Source organism: Duganella flavida (assembly GCF_009857445.1).
Lineage (GTDB): Bacteria > Pseudomonadota > Gammaproteobacteria > Burkholderiales > Burkholderiaceae_D > Rugamonas > Rugamonas flavida.
Genome location: NZ_WWCN01000002.1, coordinates 14257 through 38234, shown reverse-complemented (window position 1 = coordinate 38234; position 23978 = coordinate 14257). Strand labels below are relative to the sequence as shown.

Below are 23978 nucleotides of genomic sequence, written 5' to 3'. Positions count from 1 at the left end.
TTAGAATCGGTAAGCAAAACCGCTGTACACATTAAGGAAGGTGCGCCGCTCCACTACCGGACTGGCTGCCGGCTCCGCACCTAGCCGCGTGACATTCCCGCCGCTGGTCAGCAGCCACTTGCTACTCAAGGCCCAGTTCCAGTTAGCGCCCACGTTGACCGCAGTGACGCCGCCCGATGGCGTGTAGTCGCGCGGCCCGCCCGCAGCACGGGAAACCTCGTAACGCTCGCGCATCACGGAGCCGCTCGCCAACGATACGCCAGCCGACAGTGAAAAGGTGTGATGCGGCGCCAGGCCGCTCCAGCTTTTCTGCACGCCCACCTCGCTGCGCAGGCCGTGGGCGCTGGTGTCGTAGATGAGGCGCGACGTCAGCCGCGCATCGTCGCCGAGGTAGTAGTTGAAGTAGCCGCCCGCATCCAGTGTGCCGTCGATGGCGTGCGAGCCACGCAGGCGATGGTTATCAGTAGGATTGCGCGAATTGCTATCGGCCAGCAGCGGCCCATATTCCACGCCGGCCGACGGCGAAAAGTTCATGCCCACCACGCCGCTAGCCGACACGAAAATACCATTGCTCCACTCGACTTGCAGCAAGGGCCGCAGCAATATCGGGCGAGTCTCGCCGGCTGCTGCGGCAGTGCTGCTCGCAAGTGCTACGCCCACATACATATCCCGGCTGCCGTCCGGCATCATCGGCACGCTGCTGTCTTCGGCGACAGCCACGCCGCACAGCGGCAACAGGAGAAATGGGAGTAGCTTGTTCATGAATTCCTTAAAAACCGACGCGTACACCGAGCGAAACGCGATCCATCGACACGCTCAGTCCTTGCTGTTTTATTTTGTCCGTGTGCTCAAGCTCCAGTTGCAGCGACACGTCCTTGCTGACCGCGTACGCCGCACCGAGGCCGAGATACAGGCCATTCTTCTTCACCGTCTCCGACGCCGGCGCGCCCTTGCCTTCAATGCCAGCGTTGAAGCGGCCCTGCGCCACGCCTACCTTGCCGTACAACGACCAGTCCTCGCTCAACTGCCAAGTGTTACGCGCCGCGAGGTAGCCCATGCGCGTGCGCGTCTTCATCTGGTAACCCTGCAACAGGTCAAACGATTGCTCGTCGCCGATGCCGCGATAGCCAGCTTCCAGCGCCCACGATGGCGACAGCACGTAGCCTGCAAACAGCGTCACTGCCGGATCACGCTTGGCCGAATAGCGCTCGGTAGTGACGCCGTCGTCAAAATACTTGATGCGTCCTTTGCCGAACGAGCCGATACCAACGCCGATATACGCATCTTCGGCATGCGCCAGCGAACTGGCGGCAAGAGCGATCAGGGTGCTGCACACAAATTTGTTCATGTCGAATTCCTGTTGATTGGTGGAGCCTTCATCTTAAGAAAGCGCCGCGCAGGAATCCGCCGCGATGTGTCGCTGAATTGTCCGCAATTTGTAGGACGCATTTGTATAAAAAGTGTACGCGGATGTACCTGATTGTCGAAAATACCACTTTCGCCGCACTCTCCACTACAATGGTGCTCCAAACAGGAGATGCGATGCAGCGTGTAATGCTGGTGGAAGACGATGTGCGCTTGGCCGCGCTGGTCAAGGAATACCTCGACGGCTACGACTACCAAGTCGATGTGGTAGCGCGCGGCGACCTTGCACTGGAGCGCTTCCGTGACACCCAGCCCGACATCGTCATCCTCGACCTGACGCTGCCCGGCATCGACGGCCTGGTAGTGTGTCGCCAGTTGCGCCAACTGAGCGCCGTGCCTATCCTCATCCTCACCGCGCGCGAAGACAGCTTCGACGAAGTCTCCGGCCTTGAACAAGGTGCCGACGATTATGTCAACAAGCCGGTGCAGCCGCGCGTGCTGCTGGCCCGCCTGCGCGCCTTGCAACGGCGCGGAAGCAGCACCGCCAGCAGCGACATCATCATCGGCCAGCTGCGCATCTCACGCGAGAATCGCGCCGTGTTCTGGCGCGCGCAGGAAGTGCCGATGAACAGCGCCGAATTCAAACTGTTCCTGATACTGGCCGACGCTTCCGGCAAAGTCATGTCACGCAACGATATCCTGGTCAAGATGCGCGGGATCGAGTTCGATGGGCTGGATCGCAGCATCGACAACTGCATCTCGCGCCTGCGGCGCAAATTCGGTGACGGCGGCACGGAGCGCATCAAGACCGTGTGGGGCGAAGGCTATTTATTCAGCCCATCGGCGTGGGAATGAACCGGATTTTCTGGCGCTTTGTAGTGCTGGTAGTGCTGGCCATGACCTTGGCCAGCTGCGTCATTTACTTCACTTTCCGTTTGCTATCCGGCGATCCGTTGGAGCAGATCGCACGCAGCCAGTCGGCCGGCCAGATCTTCCTGCTAGAGCAGTACATCGACCAGGCGCCTGCCGATGAATGGCTGGCGCGCCTGAACAAGGTGCGCGAAGTTTCCGGCGTCACGCTGGAGCTGCTGCCGCTGCAAGCCGCGCTGCCCGCCCTGCCCTCCGGACAACGCGACGCGCTGCTGCGCGGTCAGGTGGTGATGGATGTCGCCGGCAAGGCTTACTACCGCCGTGTCGACACCCAGGGCGCACGCTATATCGGCAGCGACGACGATGTAATCCACGCTCAGCACCTGCCTATCGATATCGGCAACGCGCTGCGCATGGAAGCGATACGCTTTGCCGTCATCGCGCTGTTCCTGCTGGTGCCGATCGGCTGGTGGTCGCGCGCACACTGGCGCGACCTGCAAGCGCTGTCACACGTGGCGGATGATTTCGGACGCGGCAACCTCGCTGCACGTGCAGGCGCCACGAGTAGCGCCAGCATAGCGCCGCTGGCGGGCCGCATCAACGACATGGCCGAGCGTATCGCCGCGCTACTGGAGGCGCGCAAGCATCTTCTGCACTCGGTATCGCACGAACTGCGCACGCCTATTGCTCGTCTGGAGTTCGGCATGGAGCTGCTGCGCGACCGCCATGCCGGCGACGACGAAGCGCTGCTCAAGCGGCTCGACGCAATGGAGACCGATGTCAACGAACTGAAAACGCTGGTCGATGAACTACTCAACCTGACGCAGCTCGATCACGCACAAGCCATGCCGCGCGAGCCGTTTGCGCTGGCGCCGCTGCTGCAGGCTTGCACGCCACCCGGAACGCAGCACTTCAGCGCCAGCATCGCCCCGGACCTCAACGAACTGCAAGGCGATCCACGCCTGCTGGCGCGCGCCATCAACAACCTGTTGGGCAACGCCACCAAGTACGCACAGTCGTGCATCACGCTGACCGCCACACGCAGCGAACGGCTAATCATCATGATTGAAGACGATGGCCCCGGCATTCCGCCGGAAGCGCGCACGCAGGTGTTTGAACCGTTCTTCCGCCTCGCACGCGACGAAGACCATGCGGCCGGCGGCTACGGCCTTGGGCTGTCGATAGCCGCGCGCGCGGTCCAGCTGCACGGCGGCGAGATTACCGTCGACACGTCGCCGCTGGGCGGCGCGCGCTTCACGATTACATTCCCTTGAAGCGGTGCTGGAAGCGCTGGCTGACCGGCAGCTTATCAGTGTGACCACGCAAGGTTAGCCACAGCGCACCGTCGGCATCCCGGTTCACCGCAGCGATGCGCTTCACCGCCACCACGTAGCCGCGATGGATTTGCCAGAATCCGGCCTCCTCCAGCTGCTCGGCCAGATCCTTTAATGGCGTGCGGATGTGCGCTTCCATCTGGTCGGTAACCACGCGTGTGTATTTGAGTTCCGATCCAAAGTACACCACTTCATTGAGGTCGATGAAGTGGATGGTGCTGCCAACGCTGGCTTGTAGCCACGCCGGTGGCTTCTTCGGCGCCAGCTGCTGCACCAGCCGCGCCAGGTCTGGCGGCGGTGTGCCTAGCCTTGCACGCAAGCGTTCTACGGTACGTGCCAGCCGCGCAGTGTCCAATGGTTTGAGCAGGTAGTCGATGGCGCCTTCATCGAAAGCGGCCAGCGCATGCTCCTGATAAGCCGTGACAAATACCACGTGGGTGCGCGAGCCAAAGGTGCGCGCCACTTCCAGCCCACTCAAGCCGGGCATGCGGATGTCGAGGAAGGCGATATCCGGATCCAGTTCGCGCGCCATGCGTAGTGCCTCAATGCCATCGCCGGCCACCGCCACACACGCTTCAGGCCACAGCGCGCTGAGTTCTGCTTGCAGCTCGGCGCACAGCAGCGGTTCATCGTCTGCAATGAGGATGCGTGGCGCGTGCTTCATGCTGGCTCCCGTCGGGTCAATGGCAGCGTAAATTCGGCAACGGTCCAGCCATCAGCACCGACGCTCAAGCGCAGCGTGGCATCAGCACCGTACAAAACCTCCAATCGCTGGCGCACATTGCGTAGTCCAACGCCGCTGCCCAGCACCGGCTCGCCGACACCGGCGCCGTTATCGCGTACCGTCACGCGCACGCTGTCCTGCTCCCGCTGTGCAGACACTGCAACTGTCACTGCACCGGCATGCGGTTCGACGCCATGCTGCACGGCGTTTTCCACCAGCGGCATCAACATCAACGGCGGCAGCGCCAGGTTCTTCACGTCTTCTGCACACGCAATTTGTACGTGCAGGCGTTCACCGTAGCGTATCGCCATCAGGCCCAGATAGTGGCCGGCCAGCTCGCACTCGCGGCCCAAGGTGGACATTGGGCTACGCAGATCCGGCAAGGCGCTGCGCAGATAGGCGATCAAATGATCCAGCATGCCGGTGGCGCGCTCGGGATCGTGACGCACCAGATAGCGCGTGTTGGCCAGGGTGTTGTACAGGAAGTGCGGCTCGATCTGCGCCTGCAGTGCCTTCAGATCGGACGCCAGCGCTGCCTGCGACAGCTGCGCGATGTGCAGCGTGCGTGCGCGGTGCTGCGCCATCCACAATGGCAGCACCAACAGCAGCATGAACAGCAGCGCGGCCACCACCATCACCTGCGTTTCATTCAATGGATCGATGCCTATCCATGACAGGCCTAGCGTGTAGATCCACCCAGCCACCGCCACGCCCACAGGCGCCAGTAGCAGCAGCGCGGTCCACAAGGACAGCCACGTGCGGATGACGGCACGGCGCTGCGCCAGTACCAGCAAGGCGGCACTGGCGCCCAGTGGCAGCAGCAACGCCGCGAGCAGCGCCAGCCAGGTGTAAGCACGCAGCTCGACCGCCGCCAGCGCTGCCAACGCCACCAGCAGCGCACTTGCCGCAGCTTGGCGCGGCGAGCACGCCGCCACCCGCTGCAGCGCTTGCGGCGCACCGCCGGGATCAGTACCACTCCATGCAGCAAACGCCATCATAGAACCGGCTTCTCCGGCAGGCGCGAAGGCGGCATCACATCCACCGGCACATTCTTGTCCACCACGTCGAAGGATAGTTCATCGATCCACACCTGGCCGCTGCCGGAGTTGATCACACCGAAGGAGATGGTGGTGCCGTCTTCCGGCACGTCCAGTGTCACGCTACGCACCTGCCATGTGGCCGTGCCTTTGATTGGCTGGTCGCGGCTGTTGTAGAAGGCGGCGTTGGGCCGCTGCTGCGCCTGCACTTGCATCCATAGGCCGGCCCAGTTGCTCACATCGCGCGTCTTGATCATGGCGCGGAAACGCACGCGCTGGCCGAGATAGCGCTGCGCCGAAATCACCTGCACTAGCGAGCCATAGCCCTTGTCCTCACCCTGCGCATAGCGCAGGAACTTGGCGCCCTTGCCGCTGGTGGTGTCGACGTTGTCGATGCCGGCCACGTAAGAGGTGGCGTGATCGCCCGAAACGAACCACGGCGGCGGCAACTTGCCGACCGATTCCGCCGCCACCACCCACAGCGAGGTAGCGGCCACCATGGCCGCGATGACGTGGACGATTTTCATAACGACGGCGTGTCCGACGGCGCATGACGGCCAGGCATCATATCCACTGGCACCTCGCGGCCCACCACTTCCAGCGACAGACGATCGATCCAGACCTGTCCTTTACCGGCATCGATCACGCCGAAATTCAGCGAAGCCGCATCTTCGGGAATATCCAGCGTAACGCTGCGCAGCTGCCAGTCCGTGCTGCCGCTGATCGGCTTATCCTGGCTGTTATAGAACGCCGCCGGATATTGCTGACCCGGCAGGATGGCGCTCATCCACAAGCCGGCCCACTGGCTGACGTCGCGCGTTTTCACCATCGCCTGAAAGCGCACGCGTTTGCCGCGATAGTGATTGGCCGAGATCTGCTGCATCAAGGTGCCGAATTCCGCATCGTTGCCGTCGACATAGCGAATGAAGCGCGAAGCCTTGCCGCTGACCGATTCGGCACTGTCTTCGCCAATCTCGTACGATTTGGCGGCGCCGCCGCTCAAGATCCAGCCTTCAACCGGCGCGGCGCTGGCGGCCGCGCTCAAAACAGCCAGCAGGATGGCGCTAACGATAATGTGCTTCATATTCTCTCCAGGGGGACATGACCGATTGTCATGAGCGCTACTGTGCATCGTACCGCGCAAGCTGTGTTGACGATGCGATAAGCGCAAGCCGGTGCGGATAAGCGCGGCCTGAAGCCGATTACCCTTCCATCCATTTCAGGATGTCGGCAAAAATCTGCTCGCGATTGAGCTCATTGAAATTTTCATGGAAGTTCTGCGGATAGCGCTGGTAGGTCAGCAGCGGCGCAGGCACGCTGCGCAGCATCGCTTCGGCCGCATCGGCGTCGGCCAGCTTGTCATCACCGGCCACCACTGCGAACAGCGGCTGGGTCCAGGAAGGCATGCGCGCGGCCAGTCCTTGCTGCGCCTTGGTCAGCGCGCTGCCAAAGCGGACCGTGATTTCCGTGGCGCGGATGCCGTCGCGCTCATCGTCGTAATGACGGGCGGTGATCGCGCTGTCGTGCGTGAGCTGGTGCGTGAGCGATTCCAGCGGCACCTTCATGCGCGGCGCCAGCGCTTCCAGAACGCCGGCCAGCGCCAGCAGCACCGGCGACACTTTGATCGCGTTGACGTAATACGGTGACGACAGGATGTAGCCTTTGATCGCCGCCTCGCCGGCGAAGTGGCCGAGCGCCAGATGGGTCGCAATCAAAGCGCCCATCGAATGGCCCATCACATAAATCGGCAAGCCGGGATAATGCTGCTTGACCCACTGCAGGAACAGCAGGCTGTCATCGAGGAAGACGTTGAAACCGGGGATATCGACACGGCGCGCATCCTGGTGGCCGCACAAATCGTAGGCCACGGTGGCAATGCCGTGCTGGCGGAAGTATAGCGCCGGAGTGACGTAATCACCGCCATGCGCCATGCCGCCGTGGATGGCGAGGATGACCGCGCGCGGCGCGGCCGGCTCCCACACGTGGACGCGCCGCTGCGCACCCTGCCCTGCGGCGAAGTGCGCAAGCTTGTCCTCGGCGAAGCGCATCAGGCAGTGATGCTCAGGTTGATGCCCATCTCGACCAGCAGCGCCATGTCGGACAGCGAGAAGTCGAGGCTAGGCGTCGAGGCGCCCTGGTCGACGGGGAAGGATACGCGCAGCTCGGCCGCGACGTCGGAACGTTCGAAGTGGATGCCGCGCGCCTGGCACTCGCCCAGGTAAAAACGGATTTGCTTGAGCAGCTCGTCCGGATTCTGTTCGGTGCCGATGGCCACGTAAAAACCGGAGTCGATGCGTATCCGGCCGTCGGGCTTAACGTCGCCCTTTTGCCAGTCGCCGTGCGGTTCGGTCGGCAGGCCATCACGGATGTCTGCCAAACCTTCGTCGTCGCCGTGTACCTTCAGTGTTGCGATATTCATTGGTCTACCTTTTTTGGTCTCCTACCAAAAATAAGGTTACACCATAGAAATTTCAAAGTCTAGCAATATAGGCAATTAGGCAATGCCGTAGCGGGTGCGGTACGCGGCCACGGCATCTTTGTGCTGCGCCAGTTGCGGATCTGCACCGGCGCCGTTCAGGAAACTGAACAGGTCATCCAGGTTGCCGATCGAAATCACCGGGATGCCGTACTTTTCGGTTACTTCCTGCACCGCCGACAGTTCCGACATCTGGCCGTCCTTGCCGGCGCGTTCCATGCGGTCCAGCGCGATCAGCACGGCGCACGGTTCAGCACCGGCGGCGCGTATCATTTCCACCGATTCGCGTACCGAGGTGCCGGCCGAAATCACGTCGTCGATGATCACGACTTTGCCTTGCAGCTTGGCGCCAACGATGGTGCCGCCTTCGCCGTGGTCTTTGGCTTCCTTGCGGTTGAAGGCAAACGAGGTGTTGCGGCCTTTGCCGGCCAGCGCTACGGCGGTGGCCGATGCCAGCGTGATGCCCTTGTAGGCCGGGCCAAACAGCATGTCGAACTGCACGCCGGAATCCAGCAGGGTCTGGGCGTAGAACTGCGCCAGCTGGGCCAGGGTGGCGCCATCATGGAACAGGCCGGCGTTGAAGAAATACGGCGACTGGCGGCCAGCCTTGGTGGTGAATTCGCCGAAGCGCAGCACACCAGTGTTGACCGAAAACTGGATAAAGTCCTGACGTAAGGAAGTGGTATTGCTCATCTTGATGCCTCATTTCTTTAAAGTGCCCGTATTTTACCGCTACACTAGCGCATTCCGTATTTTCTGCCCTGACTCTCTATGCCAAAAATCATCTCCGCCAACTTGAACGGCATCCGCTCCGCCTCCAGCAAAGGCTTCTTCACCTGGCTGGCCAAGCAGGACGCCGACTTCGTCTGCGTGCAAGAACTGAAGGCGCAAGCGCCGGACATGACACCGGAATTCCTCAACCCGGGCGGCTACCACGGCCACTTCCACTATGCCGAGAAAAAAGGCTATTCCGGCACCGGCGTCTACAGCAAGATCGAACCGGACCGCGTGGTGATCGGCTTCGGCTCGCCTGAGTTCGATGCGGAAGGCCGTTACGTGCAATGCGACTTCGGCAAGCTGACCGTGATTTCGGTCTACTGCCCATCCGGCTCGTCCGGCCCGGAGCGCCAGGAAGCCAAGTTCCGCTTCATGGACCTGTTCCTGCCGCACCTGCAAGCGCTGCACGCGGAAGGCCGCGAAGTGGTGATCTGCGGCGACTGGAACATCGCCCACAAAGAGATCGACCTGAAGAACTGGAAGGGCAACAAGAAGAACTCCGGCTTCCTGCCGGAAGAGCGCGAGTGGATGACCCGCATCTTCGACGAAGTCGGCTACGTCGATGTCCACCGCGGCCTCGACCCGCGCGAAGAGCAATACACCTGGTGGAGCAACCGCGGCCAGGCCTACGCCAAGAACGTCGGCTGGCGCATCGACTACCACGTGGCCACCCCAGGCATCGCCGCCAAGGCCACCGCCGTCGCCATCTACAAGGACGAAAAGTTCTCCGACCACGCCCCGCTGACCATCGAATACGGCGCGGTGTAAGTCCCCACTTCGCTGCGTCCGCCAGGTCGGGCGCAGCGAGTTCGTTGTTTCGCCGCACAAACATTGCGATATGAAATTTACGAATTAGAAATATCTATGGTTCATTGTTATCATTGACGCTCGCCCAGGATAACTCTCAAACTGCCATGACCTCGCCCGCCCTGCTGTCCGTCTCCTCGTCCGATAACTCGACCATCACCCTGCATTTCGATAGCGCAGTCTCGGCCGGCACAGGTGCGATTGTGGTCAGCGACGGATTCAGCCAGGCCTTTGTCGGCGAAACCGGGCTATCCAGCCGCATCGTTGGCGCCACCGACAAGCGCGTGCTGGCATCGGGCGACACCGCGCTGGCCTACAGCGGCACCGATATCGTGGTCCACCTGGCGACGCCGCTCAAGAGCGGCCTCAATTACAGCGTCACCATGAACAGCGGCACCGTGATCAACACCGCCCACGAACCCAACGCTCGCATCGGCTCGACCACCCTGTTCAAGTTCACCAGCAGCGGCGCCAGCGGCGCGCCGGCCACGCCGTCGGCGGTGATCGGTTCCGACATCCACTTCACCGATACCGGCGTCAGCAGCACCGACTACATTACCGTGTCGGCCACACAAACCATGAGCGGCACCTACACCGGCACGCTGGGCGAGAGCGACTTCATCCAGGTGTCGCTGGACAACGGCGCCAGCTGGTTCAAGGCCACGCCTGGAGAGGGCCACACCTGGTCTTACCGCGGCGAGATCAACCTGTCCAACCTGACCCACGGCGCCGGCGACGCGCTCAACGGCACCCTGCTGGCGCGCGTCAGCAACCTCGCCGGCGGCACCAGCGGCAGCGCCAGTCATAGCTATGTGTACAACAGCCACCCGATAGCAATCGAGGTGAGCGGCGCGATGAGTTTTTCCGCTGACACTGGCACCAGCAGCACCGACCTGATCACCAACACCACTGCCCAGACGATCAGCGGCACCTATGGCGGCACGCTGCTGGACGGCCAGATCTTGCAAGTTTCGGTCGACGGCGGCGCTAACTGGATCAACGCCGTTGCCAGCGCTGGCAGCTGGCACACGAGCGGTAGCATCAACTTGGCCAGCGGCGCCAACACACTGCAGGCGCGCGTGACCGATGCGGCCGGCAACACCAGCGAGCTGGCCTCGGCCGACTACCAGCTGCTCACCAGCACAGTGTCGCTGGCCGACCATGCGCTGACGCTGCCAAGTTCTACCGACAGCGGCGTGTCGTCCAGTGACGGCATCACCACGGCCGCGTCCAAGGTCACGCTGAACGTGGCCGGCCTGACCGGTTTCCATGCCGGCGACACCATCCAGATCCTCGATACCAGCCACAGCTCGGCCGTGGTGGGCAGCTACGTGATTTTAGCTTCCGACCTGTACTACGGCGACGACTATTTCAGCATCGACGAATACAACCCGACCGCACGCACCACGGTCGACATCAACCTCGGCGCGCTGACCGACGGCGCCCACACGCTGGCCGCGCGCATCCTCGACATGGCCGGCAACACCGCGGCCGCCAGCGGCGCCACCACCGTCACCATCGACAGCACGGCGCCGACGGTATCGGCCATCGCGCCAGTGGAAGGCGCCACCTCGGTCAGCACCGGGTTGGATAAGCTGGTGTTCACCTTCGACGAAAACATCGCGATTGCCGACGGCACCGTGGTCACCATCGTCGATGACGCCAACCCGTCCAACTTCCAGCAAGTCACGCTGGCCAGCAGCGCGGCCAGCGGCACCCAGCTGACCATCAACCTTGGCAGCGCGCTTACCAGCGGCACCCATTACACGGTGAAGGGCGCAGTGGTGACCGATTTGGCCGGCAATGTCGGCATCACCGGCGATACGCCGATGCTGCACTTCGTCACAGCCGGCACCTACAGCGGATCGAGCACGCCCTTGCTGACCATGTCCTACGTCGACACCGCGCCGGCCTCTAACACCGACACCAGCTCGGCGCAGTACAAGGATGGCCTGACCAACAACCACACCATCAGCGTCACCGGCGTGGCGGCATCCTCCCACTGGTACTACCGCACCAGCAGCACCGACACCTGGCACCTGGGCGGCACTGCCAACGGCTCCTTCACGCTGGTTGACGGCACCTATGCGATGGACCAGGTCCAGGTCAAGCAAACCGTGGACGGCATCGACAGCGGCATCACCAGCATCAGCAAACCGCTGGTGGTCGATACGGTGGCCTCGACCGCCAGCGTGGTCGGCACGCCCAACGCCTTCAGCAGCGGCGCCAGCAGCATCGGCGGCGCGGTCGCCGGCAGTGTCGATTTTTCCAATGAATTCGTAGAGGTCACCTTCAACCACGGCGTGAGCTGGGTCAAGGCCAGCACCACCTTTGTCGGCGAAGGCGTTTCGACTTGGGCACTGAGCGGCATCTCCGGCTCGCTGGGCGACAACTACGGCCTGCGCCTGTCCGACCAGTATGGCAATATCTCGACCTTCATCAAGCTGGGTGCGAACAACCCGGCCTACTATCTGTCCAACAGCGGCGTCACCTACAGTCATGCGAGCGACAACAACACCATCGTCTTTGGCGGCACTGGCGTCGACACCATCACGGTCGGCAGCAGCTCGGTGGTGGTCGGTGGCGACGGCGGCACCATCACGACGGGCAGCAACTCGGCCATCACCGCCGGCGCCAATGTGCTGGTCACCACCGGCGACAATTCCACCGTCGTTACCGGCGGCGGCAGCGTCAATGTCGTCAAAGCTGGCGCCAACGCCCACATCACCACCACCACCGCCCAGGACTTCATCACGCTATCGTCGCTGACCGGCGCGGTACTCAGCCTGGGCACCGGCATCGACTCCCTCAAACTTAGCAACGCCAGCAGCTTCACGCTATCGAGTGCGCTGGGCAGCTCGACTGGCGTCGACGTCATCGACTTCGGCGCGAGCGGCACCAATTTGCTGAACATCACGACTGCAGCCTCGGTCCATCACCTGACCGACGCTGATCATCTGGTGATCGACAATTCCGGTGGCGGCACCTCCACCTCGGTCTCGCTGGAAAGCCTGGTGTGGGGTCACACCGGTTCGACCAGCGGCTATGAGATCTACACGGACCTGAGCACCAGCACCATTGCCATCCTGATCGCCACGTCGATCCACGTCACCCTGAGCACCGGCACCGCGTGACCTTCAGAGCCTGCGGCGCGAGCGGAACTCGCGCCGTTCGCCGCTCAGCGGATCGGTAAAGCTGATGGCGCGCGCCAGCAGCTGCAAGGGTTGCGACACGTCGTCCTGCTTGCACGGCAGCGCCACCGGATAGAAGGCGTCGTTGACAATCGGGACGCCGAGCGCGGACAGGTGCACGCGCAACTGGTGCTGGCGTCCCGTGTGCGGATGCAGGCGGTATAAAGTCAGCTCGCCGCGATGCTCGATCACGTCGATCACGGTTTCGGAATTCGGCTCGCCCGCCACTTCCTTCATGACGAAGAATTTATCGCCTTCTTCCATGCGGCTGCGATAGGTAAAGGGGAACTGCACATCGCGCAAGCGCGGCGCCAGCGCTTCATATTCCTTCTCGATCACGCGTTTCTGGAACATCGATTGATAGGTGCCGCGGCTGGCCGCATTGCGCGAGAAGATCACCACGCCCGCCGTCTCGCGGTCCAGCCGATGGATCGGTACCAGATCTTCCTCGTCCAGCGTTTTGCGCAGGCGTACCAGCAGGGTCTCGTGCAGGAAGCGGCCGGACGGAATCACCGGCAGGAAGTGCGGCTTATCGACCACCACCAGGTGCTCATCCAGATGCAGGATCTCTTCCTTGAACGGGATCGGCGTTTCCGGTTCTTCCAGCTCGCGGTAGTAGAAGATGCGCAGGCCACGCTTGAAACGGCTCGATGGCGTGAGCGGCTGGCCGTCGCCATCAACCACATCGCCGCGCGCCATGCGGGCACGCCACGCGGCTTCGCTCACGTCCTCGAAGCGCGCCACCAGGAAGCTGATCAGGTCGGGCCAGTCGCCCTCCGGCAGATACAGGTAGCTGGGCGCGACACCGTCGCGCATGGGCAGCGGAAAACGCGACATATCAGGACTTCGGCAGCGCGATCGAACGATAAGGCGGCAGCTTGTTCGGATCGAGGCCCTTGGTGCGTGCGAACACCGGCAGCACCAGGTACATATTCTTGTTCATATCCTCGATGCGCTGATTGCCGCTCGGGTGAGTCGACAGGAAGGGCAAAGGCTGGCTCTTGTTCACGGCGCTCATCTTCTGCCACAGCGCGATGCCGGCGCGTGGATCGAAACCGGCGCGCGCGGCCAGGTCCATGCCGACCAGGTCAGCCTCGCTCTCGTCGCTGCGCGAGAAGCTCAGAGACGCCATCTTGGCGGCACCACTGCCGACCGCATCGCCGACGCGCGGGTCGAGGCCGAAGTAAGCCGCACCGGCAGCACCAGCCAGGCGTGCCACCAGCGAGGTAGCGTTGTTCTTGCCGGCCTGCTCGCGCGCGTGCTCGCGCAGCGCGTGGGCGATTTCGTGGCCCATCACCATTGCCACTTCATCGTCGGTCAGGTTCAGTTTGACCAGGATGCCGTTGTAGAAGGCGATACGGCCACCCGGCATGCAGAACGCATTCACGGTTGGGGAATTCAACAGGTTGACTTGCCAGTCCCATTTGGCAGCGTCCGGATTCCAGCGCGAGGTGAACGGGATCAAGCGATTGGCAATCGCACGCAGGCGGATCAGCTGCGGATTGCGGTCGGTGGCGACGGCGTCCTTCTGGTGCGCCTCGGCCAGCATCTGCTGGTACTGCAGCTTGGACTGCTCGTCGAACTGGCGCGAGTCACCACCGGCCAGGCCGCGCAGCGGCGACAGTTTTTTGACGGGGATGCCGTCGTCCTGTGCCAGTGCTGCAGCGCTGATGAGAAGCGCCAGCAGCACAGCTTTCAATTTAAGGTTTTTCATGTCGACTATTCCACGGAGCGATTTTCGGCAGCATCATCATCGCCGGGAAGGCCAGGATGAAGCACACGATAAAGAACCAGAACCACCCGGTTTCCGCAACAATATACCCTACCGACGAATTAATGAAGGTGCGCGGCACCGCGGCCAAACTGGAAAACAGCGCGTACTGGGTGGCCGTGTAGCGCGGGTCGGTAGCACGCGACATGAAGGCCACCAGCGCAGCCGCACCCAGTCCCGGGCTGGCAAACGCCTCGAAGCCGTAGACGGCGCTCAGCAGCACCGGATCCGGCCCCACCTGGGCCAGCCACGCGAAACCGAGAATGGCCAGCGCCTGCAGCACGCCAAACACCCACAGCGCGCGGTTGATACCCAGCTTGATCATCCAGATGCCGCCCACCGCGCCGCCTGCGAATGCCGCCCACCAGCCGGTGGCGTTGGCAGCCAAGCCAATTTGCTTGGTAGTGAAGCCGGTATCGAGGAAGAACTTGGTCGACAGCGCAGTGCTCATGGAGTCGCCAATTTTGTACAGCAAGATAAAGGCGATGATGAACAATGCCTGTTTCATGCCGTCGCGCTGCACGAACTCGCGGAACGGCAGCACCACCGCTTCCTGCAAATTCTTTGGCGGCGTGCCGTACAGCGCTGGCTCCTTGGCCACCAGCGTGCAGATAAAGCCCGGCAGCATGAACGCCGCCACGGTCCAGAACACGATTTGCCACGGCTGGCTGGCTGCCATCACCAGTCCCAAAGCGCTCGGGATCAGGCTGGAAGCCTTGTAGGCATTGACGATGATGGCCGCGCCCAGACCCTGCTCTTCCTCTGCCAGGATCTCGCGCCGGTAAGCGTCGATCACCACGTCCTGGCTGGCTGACGTAAAGGCCACCAGGAATGCAGCGCCGCCAATCAGCCACTGCCCGGCCTTGGGATCACACATCCCCAGCAGACCAATCAGGACAAACAGTGCAAGCTGCGTTACCGCCATCCAGCCGCGCCGCCGTCCCAGCGGCAGCACGGTGTAGCGGTCCATAAACGGCGCCCACAGGAACTTGAACGTATATGGGAACAACACCAGGCCAAACAGCCCAAGCGCTTGTAGACTCAGACCTGCCGTGGCAAGAAACGCTTGCATCAAGTAGATCAGCGTGTACAGCGGAAGCCCGGAACTAAAGCCGAGGAACAGGATGGAAACGGTGCGTCCGTTGATATAGCTGTACCAAGGCGAGGTCTGGGTCATTATTTTTTTCGTAGTCTGAAGACGGCAAGATCGCCGCGCAAGTTAGGCAGGAAGGATACACGCTTCCCCTCTGCCAGCGCCACACATTCGATCACTTCCAGCCCACATTCCTCCGCCAGGTCGCGGAAGTCGGTGATGGTGGCGCAGCGCACGTTGGGCGTGTCGTACCATTCGTACGGCAGCGATTCCGACACCGGCATGCGACCCTTCAGCAAGGCCACGCGGTGCGGCCAGTAGGCGAAGTTGGGGAACGAAACGATGGCTTCCTTGCCAACGCGGACGATGTCGCGCAGCAGTGCCTCCACATGCTTCATCATCTGCAGCGACGACAGGCACAGCACCGTGTCGAAGGTGTTATCGCCAAACAGCGCCAGCCCTTTTTCCATATCCTGCTGGATCACGCGCACACCGCGCCTAGTGCTGGCCAGTACCTCGTCGTCGGCCAGCTCGATGCCGTAGCCGCTGCATTGCTTGTCGCTCTGCAGATAGTCCATCATCACGCCGTCGCCGCAGCCCAGATCCAGCACGTGCGCCTGGTCCTGCACCCAGTGCGCGATAAAGGCCAGGTCAGGCCGCGCGCCGTTCAAATCATTGAAATTCATACCTTGCCCTCGATTTCATTCCACACCTGGCCGTAATAGGCGCGCACCATATTCATGTAGCGCGGGTCTTCCAGCAGGAAGGCGTCGTGGCCGTGCGGCGCATCGATCTCGCCATAGGTAACCTGGCTACGGTTGCTGACCAGCGCCTGCACAATTTCACGGCTGCGCTCCGGCGAGAAACGCCAGTCGGTGGTGAAGGAAGCCAGGAAAAACTTGGCCTTCACGCCGGCCAGTGTCCTGGCCAGGTCGCCGTCATGCAGGCGCGCAGGGTCGAAGTAATCGAGTGCCTTGGTGATCAGCAGATAGGTGTTGGCGTCGAAGTATTCGCTGAATTTGTCGCCCTGATAGCGCAGGTAGGATTCGATTTCAAAGTCGACGCCGAAGTCGAATTTGTAGTCGCCCGATTTCGCCACGTCGCGCAGCTTGCGGCCGAACTTCTCAGCCATGTCGTCGTCCGACAGGTAGGTGATGTGGCCCACCATGCGCGCTACGCGCAGGCCGTTCTTCGGCACCACGCCATGCTCGTAAAAATCACCGCCGCGATAATCGGGGTCCGACAAAATCGCCTGCCGCGCCACGTCGTTAAACGCGATGTTCTGCGCCGACAGCTTGGCGGTCGAAGCGATCACCACGCAGTGGCGCAAACGGTCAGGATAGCTGATGGCCCACGACAGCGCCTGCATGCCGCCCAGCGAGCCGCCCATGACGGCGGCAAATTGTTGGATGCCCAGTTGATCGGCCAAACGCGCTTGCGCGGCGACCCAGTCCTCCACCGTCACCACCGGGAAGCTGGCGCCATATGGCTTGCCGGTGGCCGGATTGGTGTGCATAGGGCCAGTGGAGCCGAAGCAGGAGCCGAGGTTATTCACGCCGATGACGAAGAACTTGTTGGTGTCCAGCGGCTTGCCCGGACCGACCATATTGTCCCACCAGCCGGTGCTTTTCGCTAGTCCCTCATATTCGCCGGCCACGTGGTGCGAGGCGTTCAGTGCGTGGCACACCAGCACCGCGTTGGATTTGTCGGCGTTCAGCGTGCCGTAGGTTTCATACATCAGCATATAGTCGCGTAGCGACGCGCCGCTTTGCAGGAGCAGGGGCTCGGCAAAATGCATGGTTTGCGGCTTAACGTATCCCAGGGATGACATTGTTGATTGTGTTTTTATGGGGCGGCCCCGCGGGCCATCTATCAAGGCGGAACCGCGAGGGTGGGTTCCGCCACTTAGGGATGGCTACAAAATGCTCACAGCTAGGCGTGGCGCCGAAGACAGTACGCTAGTACGGCGAGGCGCCGCAACGACGCTGTGGGCATTTTGTAGCCATCCCGACTACATCAACTGTAATTGTTCGACCGCGTCTGCAATAACGTTGGGTTCCATCGAGCGCATGATCTTGCGGGTTTGCGGCATGATGCGCGCAAGGTCGCTGTTCAGGATTTCCTGCTTGACCGAGAGCAGTTGGGCCGGATGCATGGAGAACTCGCGCAATCCCATACCCAGCAAGAGGCGTGTCAATTTGACATCCCCTGCCATTTCGCCGCACACGGCGACGTCGATCCCGGCTTTATGCCCGGCCGCAATCGTCATCGAGATCAATTGCAGCACAGCCGGATGCAGCGGATTGTAAAGGTGTGCGACCTCATAATCAACCCGGTCGATCGCCAGCGTGTACTGAATCAGGTCATTGGTGCCGATCGACAGGAAGTCCATGCGCTTGACGAACATGGGCAGCGCCAGCGCTGCCGCCGGGATTTCGATCATGGCGCCGACATCGACGCCGTCATCAAACTTAATATTTTGCTCACGCAGTTCGGCCTTGGCTTGCGCGATCATGGCCAGCGACTGGTCGATCTCAAACGCATGCGCCAGCATCGGGATCAGGATGCGCACCTTGCCGAATGCCGAGGCGCGCAGGATGGCGCGCAGCTGCGTCAGGAAGATCTGTGGCTCGGCCAGGCAGTAGCGGATCGCCCGCAGGCCCAGCGCCGGATTGAGCGCCGTTTGCTCGCTCTGGTCGAGCGGCTTGTCGGCGCCGATGTCGAGCGTGCGGATGGTGACCGGACGGCCCTTCATCGCCACTACGGCTTTTTTGTACTGCTCGAATTGTTCGTCTTCCGATGGGATCTTGCTGTTGCGGCCCATGAACAGGAACTCGGAGCGGAACAGGCCCACGCCATTGGCGCCCGCCTCCATCGCGGCCGGGCAATCGTCCGGCAGCTCGATGTTGGCCAGCAGCGTGATCTCGGTGCCGTCCTTGGTGATGGCCGGGGTTTTCTTCAGCTTCTGCAGCTTCTTCTTGGCGCGCGCGGCGGCCTGCTGGCGTTCGCGGTACTGCTCCAGCACCAGCGCGCTCGGATTGGCGATCACCACGCCGGCCTCGCCGTCGATAATCAGCCAGTCGTCCTGGTCGATCAGGGTAGAGGCGCCGGACATGCCGACTGCCGCCGGAATATCCAGCGAACGCGCGACGATGGCGGTGTGCGAGTTCTGGCCGCCGACGTCGGTCACAAAACCGATAAAGGAACGGTCGCGGAATTGCAGCATGTCGGCCGGCGAGATATCGTGGGCGACGACAATCATCTGCGGCTGGAATTCATCCTCGCCGCCATCGGACTTGGGCAGCATTTGCTCGGTACCCAGCAGTACCTTGAGCACGCGCTCGGCCACTTGCTGGATGTCGGCCTTGCGCTCGCGCAGGTAAAGGTCTTCGATTTCATCGAACTGCGCCGACAGCTCATCGATCTGCGTCAGCAGCGCCCACTCGGCGTTGTAGTGGCGCTGGCGGATGATGTCCAGCGGTGCTTCCGAAATCATCGGGTCAGACAGGATCAGCGCATGCACGTCGATGAACGCACCCAGCTCCGTCGGAGCGTCCTTGGGCAGTTCATTCCACAGCGTTTGCAGTTCCTTGTGGACCGCAGCCAATGCCTGCTGCAGGCGCGAGACTTCGGCCTCGACCTGCTCTTCCGCCACCAGGTAGTGCTTGACGTCCAGCGCCGCCGGCGCCAGCAGGTGGGCGCGGCCGATCGCAATGCCGCGCGAAACCGGAATACCATGCAAAGTAAAGGAGGCCACCGGCGGGCCTGCCGGGAAACGGGGACGGCTGCGCTCCGCAGGCATTACTCGCCTTCGCCGAACTTGTCGTTGACCAGGGCGGTCAGGGCGGCGACGCAATCGCCTTCATCGTCGCCATCAGCTTCCAGCAGGACTTTGGCGCCCTTGCCAGCCGCCAGCATCATCACGCCCATGATGGATTTGGCGTTGATCCGGCGCGCGTTACGCGTCAGCCAGACATCGCTTTTGTATTTTGCTGCCAGTTGGGTGAATTTGGCGGAAGCGCGCGCATGCAAACCAAGCTTGTTAATAATTTCGAGTTCTTGCTGAATCATTTTTCTTTTATCTCAATCAGAGTGCGCATTGCTAAAAATTCGTCAGGATTATCCGACGCGTGTCCTGTTGTCGACGCGCACTGCTCCACTTTGCGCGCCCGCCAGAGCCATCTCCACCACCACGTCCAGCGTGTCGCGGCGGTAGGTGATGGCGCGCAGCAGCATCGGCAGACTGATGCCCGCGATAACCTCCACCCGGCCCGCATCGGCCAGCCGGTTACAGCAGTTGGCGGGGGTGCCGCCTTTGACGTCGGTGATCACCAGCACGCCCTCGCCGAGATCGAGACGTTTGATCGCCGCCGCCGCCAGCTCCTGGACTTCACCGAGGTCCTGGTCGGCGATCACGTCGATCGCTTCCAGTTGCTCGGTCGGACCACGAAACACGTGGGCGCAGGCCGCTAAAAAGGCCTGTCCCAGTGGTGCGTGTGTCATAAGTAGTATGCCTACCATATTGTTAAACCGCCAGTAAGGAATGAATAATTTCTTGTCAACGGCCCAGGGCTACCGCCGCCTCGACCGCATCGATGAAAGTCGCCGCCACCGGGAAGCCAGCTTGCTGGGTAATCTCCTGGAAGCAGGTCGGGCTGGTGACGTTCACCTCTGTTAAGAAATCACCAATAACGTCTAATCCTACCAGCAACAGGCCGCGTGCCGCCAGTATCGGGCCCAGCGTGTTGGCGATCTCGTAGTCGCGCTCGGTGAGCGGCTGCGCCACGCCGATGCCGCCGGCCGCCAGGTTGCCACGCACTTCGCCGTTTTGCGGAATGCGCGCCAGCGCAAACGGCACCGGCTTGCCGCCGATGACCAGGATGCGCTTGTCGCCTTTGACGATGTCCGGAATGTAGCGCTGGACCATGATGGTTTGCGTGCCGAGGTGGGTCAGCGTTTCGATGATGGAACCGAGGTTCATGCCGTCCGCCGTCACGCGGAAGATGCCGGCGCCGCCCATGCCGTCCAGCGGCTTGAGGATGATGTCGCCATGCTGCTTCTGGAAAGCGCGGATGCGCTGCTCGTCCGAGGTCACCAGGGTCGGCGAGGTGAATTGGCTGAACTGGGCGATGGCCAGTTTTTCGTTGTGGTCGCGAATCGCCGACGGCTTGTTGAATACTTGTGCGCCCTGCTTCTCGGCCAGCTCCAGCAGATAGGTGCCGTACACGTATTCCATGTCGAACGGCGGATCCTTGCGCTGGATGATGGCGTCGAAGTCGCCGAGATTGGTTTCCTTCGGCTCGGCCGCGCGGTACCAGTCGCTGCTATCGCCGGTCAGGGTGATTTCGGACACCTTGGCGCTGACCACGCCCTGCTCCACCGCCATGTCCTTCTGCTCGAAAGCGTAGACGGTGTGGCCGCGCTTGCCGGCTTCCACCATCATGGCGTAGGTGGAGTCCTTGTAGGTTTTAAAAGTCGACAGCGGGTCGGCGAGGAAGGCTATTTTCATTGCGTGTCCAGTAGAGGTAATGACCGATTTTAGTACACTTCCGGATTCGGATCAGTGCGCTCCATTTCCAGCGACGCCGCCAGCAAGGCCAAGCGCGCCACCACACCGTAGACGTAGAAGCGGTTCGGCGCGGCCGTACCCGGCTTGGCCTTCAAATCCGGCACCGCGTGCTGCTGCGCGAACGCCAGCGGCACGTACTGCGAGCCCGGCGCGTTCAGGTTCTGGTCGATGCCCTTCTCGGCGTGGATGCGGTAGAAGCCGCCCACGACGTAGCGGTCGATCATGTACACCACCGGCTCAGCCACGGCGCTCTCGATGCTCTCGAAGGTCGGCACGCCTTCCTGGATGATGAAGTCGGTCACTTCCTTGCCATCCTTGATGACGATCATCTTGTCGCGCTGGGCCTGGGTCAGGTCCTTGATCTCGGCCGAGTCCTTGATGGTCAGGATGCTGGTGCCGTAGGTGCCGGCGTCCGGCTTGACGATCACGAACGGCTTCTGGTCCTTGATGCCGTATTCCTTGTACTTCTTCTTGATCTTGGCCAGCAGCGCGTCAACGTTGGCGGCCAGGCATTCATAGCCTTCGCCGGTGCGGAAGTTGACCGCATCACACTTGGCGTGGAACGGATTCAGCATCCATGGATCGACGCCGATCAGCTTGCCGAACTTCTTGACCACCTCGTCATAGGCGTTCAGGTGGTTGCTCTTGCGGCGCAGCGCCCAGCCGGCGTGCAGCGGCGGCAGCAGGCTTTGCTCGTGGATGTTTTGCAGGATCTCAGGGATGCCGGCGGACAGATCGTTGTTCAGCAGGATGGTGCACGGATCGAAGTCCTTGAGGCCAACGCGGCGGCCATTCGGCGAGCGCACCAGCGGCTCCACTACCAACATATTCCCGTCCGGCAGCGGCAGCGGGGTCGGCTGGGTGATTTCCGGCGACAGCGAACCGAGGCGTACGTGCAGGCCGGTCTGGCGGAAAATCTGCATCAGGCGGGCCACGTTTTGCCAGTAGGTCGGGTGGCGCTGGGTAATTTCCGGGATCAGCAGCAGGTTGCGCGCGTCCGGGCAATACTTGTCGATGGCGGCCATGGCGGCTTGCACCGACAGCGGCAGCATTTCAGTGGCCAGCATATTGAAGCCGCCCGGGAACAGATTGGTATCCACCGGCGCCAGCTTGTAACCCGCATTGCGCATATCCACAGAGCAATAAAATGGCGGCGTGTGCTCCTGCCACTCGAGGCGGAACCAGCGCTCAATGGCGGGAGTGGCGGCGAGGATTTTTTCTTCTAGGTCGAGCAGCGGTCCACTCAGGGCCGTGACGAGGTGGGGAACCATGTTTACATCCTTATTACCGTGCGGACTATGCCAAATGAGGGCGAAAACCCTATTTTAAAGGCAGGCAATAAAAAAAGCGCCCCGTGGGGCGCTTTTTGGATACAACGCTGATGCAATGTTACTAATTAAGCATGGTAAGCCGACTCACCGTGGGTGGTGATGTCCAGGCCTTCGCGCTCTTCTTCTTCCGGTACACGGAGGCCGATGACGATGTCGACCAGCTTGTAAGCGATGACCGAGACGATGCCCGACCAGATGATGGTGGTGCCAACTGCGGTCGCTTGCACGATGACTTGGTCAACGATCGAGTAGTCAGCCGAAACTTTGTTGGCAACGTAGTCCATGATGCCTTGGCCGCCCAGCGACGGTGCAGCGAACACACCGGTCAGGATCGCGCCCAGGATACCGCCGACGCCGTGGACGCCGAACACGTCCAGCGAGTCATCTGCGCCCAGCAGGCGTTTCAGGCCGTTCACACCCCACAGGCAGACCACGCCAGCCAGCAGGCCGATGATCAGTGCGCCCATTGGGCCAACGAAGCCGCAAGCTGGGGTGATGGCTACCAGACCAGCCACTGCGCCCGAAGCGCCGCCCAGCATCGATGGTTTGCCTTTGAAGATCCACTCAGCGAAGACCCAAGCGACGGTGGCAGCAGCAGTTGCCAGCAGGGTGTTGATGAAGGCCAGTGCGGCGGTGTCAGCAGCTTCCAGCGCCGAACCGGCGTTGAAACCAAACCAGCCCACCCACAGCAGCGAAGCGCCGATCATGGTCATGGTGACCGAGTGTGGAGCCATCGACTCGCGGCCGTAGCCTACGCGTTTGCCCATCATGAAGGCGCCAACCAGGCCGGCCACTGCAGCGTTGATGTGTACCACGGTGCCGCCGGCGAAGTCCAGCGCGCCTTTTTGGAACAGGAAGCCGCCTTTGGCAGTTTCGGTGGCCAGGGTAGCTGCGTCTTTGATCGCGTCCGGACCGGTCCAGAACCAGACCATGTGGGCAATCGGCAGGTAGGCGAACGTGAACCACAGCACGATGAAGGCCAGCACGGCGGTGAACTTGGCGCGTTCAGCGAAAGCGCCGATGATCAGGCCGCAGGTAATCGCTGCGAAGGTCGCCTGGAACGCTACGTACACGAACTCAGGAATCACTACACCCTTGCTGAAGGTAGCGGCGTAGGCAAAGGCGCCCTTGGCCGGATCCCAGATGCCGTTCAGGAAGGCACGGTCAAATTTACCGATGAAGGCATTACCTTCGGTGAAGGCCAGCGAGTAGCCGTAGATGCACCAGAGCACAATGATCAGGGCGAACACCATGAACACTTGCATCAGGATCGACAGCATGTTTTTCGAACGCACCAGGCCACCGTAGAACAGGGCCAGGCCAGGGATAGTCATCAGGATCACCAGCAGGGTCGAGACCATCATCCAGGCGTTGTCGCCCTTGTTTGGCGTTGGTGCTGGAGCAGCTGGCGCCGCTTCAGCAGGCGCAGCTGGTGCAGCAGCGGCCGGCGCAGCGGCAGCCGAAGCAGCAGGGGCAGCGGCAGCCGGGGCCGACGCTTCAGGTGCGGCAGCGGCCGCAGCAACAGGAGCCGAGGCAGCAGGCTTGGCGTCCTGCGCGTACACGGGTGCAGCCAGCGCAAACAGGATAGAGACCCCAGCTAGCAAGCTCGTTATGGTTTTTTTCATTTCTCGTC

Annotated in this window: 24 protein-coding genes; 4 read left to right on the top strand and 20 right to left on the bottom strand. The window is 61.9% G+C overall.

The annotated features are described in order from the left end of the window. Positions 1 to 762, bottom strand: coding sequence for a MipA/OmpV family protein (locus tag GTP46_RS02445; protein ID WP_161005040.1), 762 nt, complete (start codon positions 760 to 762; stop codon positions 1 to 3). 7 nt (positions 763 to 769) lie between these two features. Next, on the bottom strand, positions 770 to 1348 hold the full coding sequence (locus GTP46_RS02440) for an outer membrane beta-barrel protein (RefSeq protein WP_161005039.1): 579 nt from the start codon (positions 1346 to 1348) through the stop codon (positions 770 to 772). Positions 1349 to 1542: 194 nt separating this feature from the next. Here GTP46_RS02440 and GTP46_RS02435 point away from each other — a divergent pair, with 194 nt between their 5' ends. Continuing rightward, positions 1543 to 2220 (top strand): response regulator, encoded by a 678-nt coding sequence (locus GTP46_RS02435; protein ID WP_161005038.1) that lies wholly within the window; start codon positions 1543 to 1545, stop codon positions 2218 to 2220. Beyond that, complete coding sequence (locus GTP46_RS02430; RefSeq protein WP_161005037.1) at positions 2217 to 3509, top strand: ATP-binding protein; 1293 nt, start codon at positions 2217 to 2219, stop codon at positions 3507 to 3509. Before GTP46_RS02435 ends, GTP46_RS02430 begins: the two co-directional genes overlap by 4 nt. On the opposite strand, the gene GTP46_RS02425 is transcribed toward GTP46_RS02430, so the two are convergent. From GTP46_RS02425 to pyrE, 7 genes are all read right to left on the bottom strand, one after another. Then, entirely contained in the window at positions 3496 to 4233 is a 738-nt protein-coding gene (locus tag GTP46_RS02425) for a LytR/AlgR family response regulator transcription factor (protein WP_161005036.1), read from the bottom strand. The genes GTP46_RS02430 and GTP46_RS02425 overlap by 14 nt on opposite strands. Next, a complete protein-coding gene (locus tag GTP46_RS02420) occupies positions 4230 to 5291 on the bottom strand; it encodes a sensor histidine kinase (RefSeq protein WP_161005035.1) in 1062 nt (353 codons plus the stop codon). The genes GTP46_RS02425 and GTP46_RS02420 overlap by 4 nt, the downstream gene beginning before the upstream one ends. Next, positions 5288 to 5857 carry a transcriptional regulator gene (locus GTP46_RS02415; RefSeq protein ID WP_161005034.1) on the bottom strand — a complete coding sequence of 190 codons (570 nt, stop codon included), beginning with the start codon at positions 5855 to 5857 and terminating at the stop codon, positions 5288 to 5290. The genes GTP46_RS02420 and GTP46_RS02415 overlap by 4 nt, the downstream gene beginning before the upstream one ends. Beyond that, positions 5854 to 6414 (bottom strand): transcriptional regulator, encoded by a 561-nt coding sequence (locus GTP46_RS02410; RefSeq protein ID WP_161005033.1) that lies wholly within the window; start codon positions 6412 to 6414, stop codon positions 5854 to 5856. Before GTP46_RS02410 ends, GTP46_RS02415 begins: the two co-directional genes overlap by 4 nt. 118 nt (positions 6415 to 6532) lie before the next feature. Then, on the bottom strand, positions 6533 to 7378 hold the full coding sequence (locus GTP46_RS02405; protein WP_161005032.1) for an alpha/beta fold hydrolase: 846 nt from the start codon (positions 7376 to 7378) through the stop codon (positions 6533 to 6535). Beyond that, positions 7378 to 7749 (bottom strand): hypothetical protein, encoded by a 372-nt coding sequence (locus tag GTP46_RS02400; protein ID WP_161005031.1) that lies wholly within the window; start codon positions 7747 to 7749, stop codon positions 7378 to 7380. Before GTP46_RS02400 ends, GTP46_RS02405 begins: the two co-directional genes overlap by 1 nt. Positions 7750 to 7824: 75 nt before the next feature. Beyond that, complete coding sequence (gene pyrE / locus GTP46_RS02395; RefSeq protein WP_161005030.1) at positions 7825 to 8499, bottom strand: orotate phosphoribosyltransferase; 675 nt, start codon at positions 8497 to 8499, stop codon at positions 7825 to 7827. A gap of 78 nt (positions 8500 to 8577) precedes the next feature. Between pyrE and GTP46_RS02390 the strand changes: the two genes are divergently transcribed. Both GTP46_RS02390 and GTP46_RS02385 read left to right on the top strand, forming a co-directional pair. Continuing rightward, positions 8578 to 9351, top strand: a complete 774-nt coding sequence (locus GTP46_RS02390) for an exodeoxyribonuclease III (RefSeq protein WP_161005029.1) — start codon at positions 8578 to 8580, stop codon at positions 9349 to 9351. 146 nt (positions 9352 to 9497) lie between these two features. Continuing rightward, positions 9498 to 12524, top strand: coding sequence for a beta strand repeat-containing protein (locus GTP46_RS02385; RefSeq protein WP_161005028.1), 3027 nt, complete (start codon positions 9498 to 9500; stop codon positions 12522 to 12524). 3 nt (positions 12525 to 12527) lie between these two features. On the opposite strand, the gene GTP46_RS02380 is transcribed toward GTP46_RS02385, so the two are convergent. From GTP46_RS02380 to GTP46_RS02330, 11 genes are all read right to left on the bottom strand, one after another. After that, entirely contained in the window at positions 12528 to 13418 is an 891-nt protein-coding gene (locus GTP46_RS02380) for a pseudouridine synthase (RefSeq protein ID WP_161005027.1), read from the bottom strand. 1 nt (position 13419) lies between these two features. Continuing rightward, positions 13420 to 14295: a M48 family metallopeptidase gene (locus tag GTP46_RS02375; RefSeq protein WP_161005026.1), complete on the bottom strand. Its 876-nt coding sequence runs from the start codon at positions 14293 to 14295 to the stop codon at positions 13420 to 13422. Beyond that, positions 14282 to 15529, bottom strand: a complete 1248-nt coding sequence (locus tag GTP46_RS02370; protein WP_161005025.1) for an AmpG family muropeptide MFS transporter — start codon at positions 15527 to 15529, stop codon at positions 14282 to 14284. The genes GTP46_RS02375 and GTP46_RS02370 overlap by 14 nt, the downstream gene beginning before the upstream one ends. Beyond that, positions 15529 to 16131: a methionine biosynthesis protein MetW gene (gene metW, locus GTP46_RS02365; RefSeq protein WP_161005024.1), complete on the bottom strand. Its 603-nt coding sequence runs from the start codon at positions 16129 to 16131 to the stop codon at positions 15529 to 15531. The genes GTP46_RS02370 and metW overlap by 1 nt, the downstream gene beginning before the upstream one ends. After that, positions 16128 to 17276 carry a homoserine O-succinyltransferase MetX gene (metX, locus tag GTP46_RS02360; RefSeq protein ID WP_161005023.1) on the bottom strand — a complete coding sequence of 383 codons (1149 nt, stop codon included), beginning with the start codon at positions 17274 to 17276 and terminating at the stop codon, positions 16128 to 16130. Before metX ends, metW begins: the two co-directional genes overlap by 4 nt. A 180-nt stretch (positions 17277 to 17456) precedes the next feature. Continuing rightward, positions 17457 to 19202: a phosphoenolpyruvate--protein phosphotransferase gene (ptsP, locus tag GTP46_RS02355; protein ID WP_161005428.1), complete on the bottom strand. Its 1746-nt coding sequence runs from the start codon at positions 19200 to 19202 to the stop codon at positions 17457 to 17459. A 44-nt stretch (positions 19203 to 19246) separates the two neighbouring features. Next, positions 19247 to 19516: an HPr family phosphocarrier protein gene (locus tag GTP46_RS02350; protein ID WP_154360511.1), complete on the bottom strand. Its 270-nt coding sequence runs from the start codon at positions 19514 to 19516 to the stop codon at positions 19247 to 19249. Positions 19517 to 19564: 48 nt separating this feature from the next. After that, entirely contained in the window at positions 19565 to 19966 is a 402-nt protein-coding gene (locus tag GTP46_RS02345; protein WP_161005022.1) for a PTS sugar transporter subunit IIA, read from the bottom strand. Between the two features lie 37 nt (positions 19967 to 20003). After that, positions 20004 to 20954 carry a glutathione synthase gene (gene gshB / locus GTP46_RS02340; RefSeq protein WP_161005021.1) on the bottom strand — a complete coding sequence of 317 codons (951 nt, stop codon included), beginning with the start codon at positions 20952 to 20954 and terminating at the stop codon, positions 20004 to 20006. A gap of 29 nt (positions 20955 to 20983) precedes the next feature. Next, positions 20984 to 22285, bottom strand: coding sequence for a glutamate--cysteine ligase (gshA, locus tag GTP46_RS02335; protein WP_161005020.1), 1302 nt, complete (start codon positions 22283 to 22285; stop codon positions 20984 to 20986). Positions 22286 to 22410: 125 nt separating this feature from the next. Continuing rightward, positions 22411 to 23970 carry an ammonium transporter gene (locus GTP46_RS02330; protein ID WP_161005019.1) on the bottom strand — a complete coding sequence of 520 codons (1560 nt, stop codon included), beginning with the start codon at positions 23968 to 23970 and terminating at the stop codon, positions 22411 to 22413. Positions 23971 to 23978 lie beyond the last annotated feature (8 nt).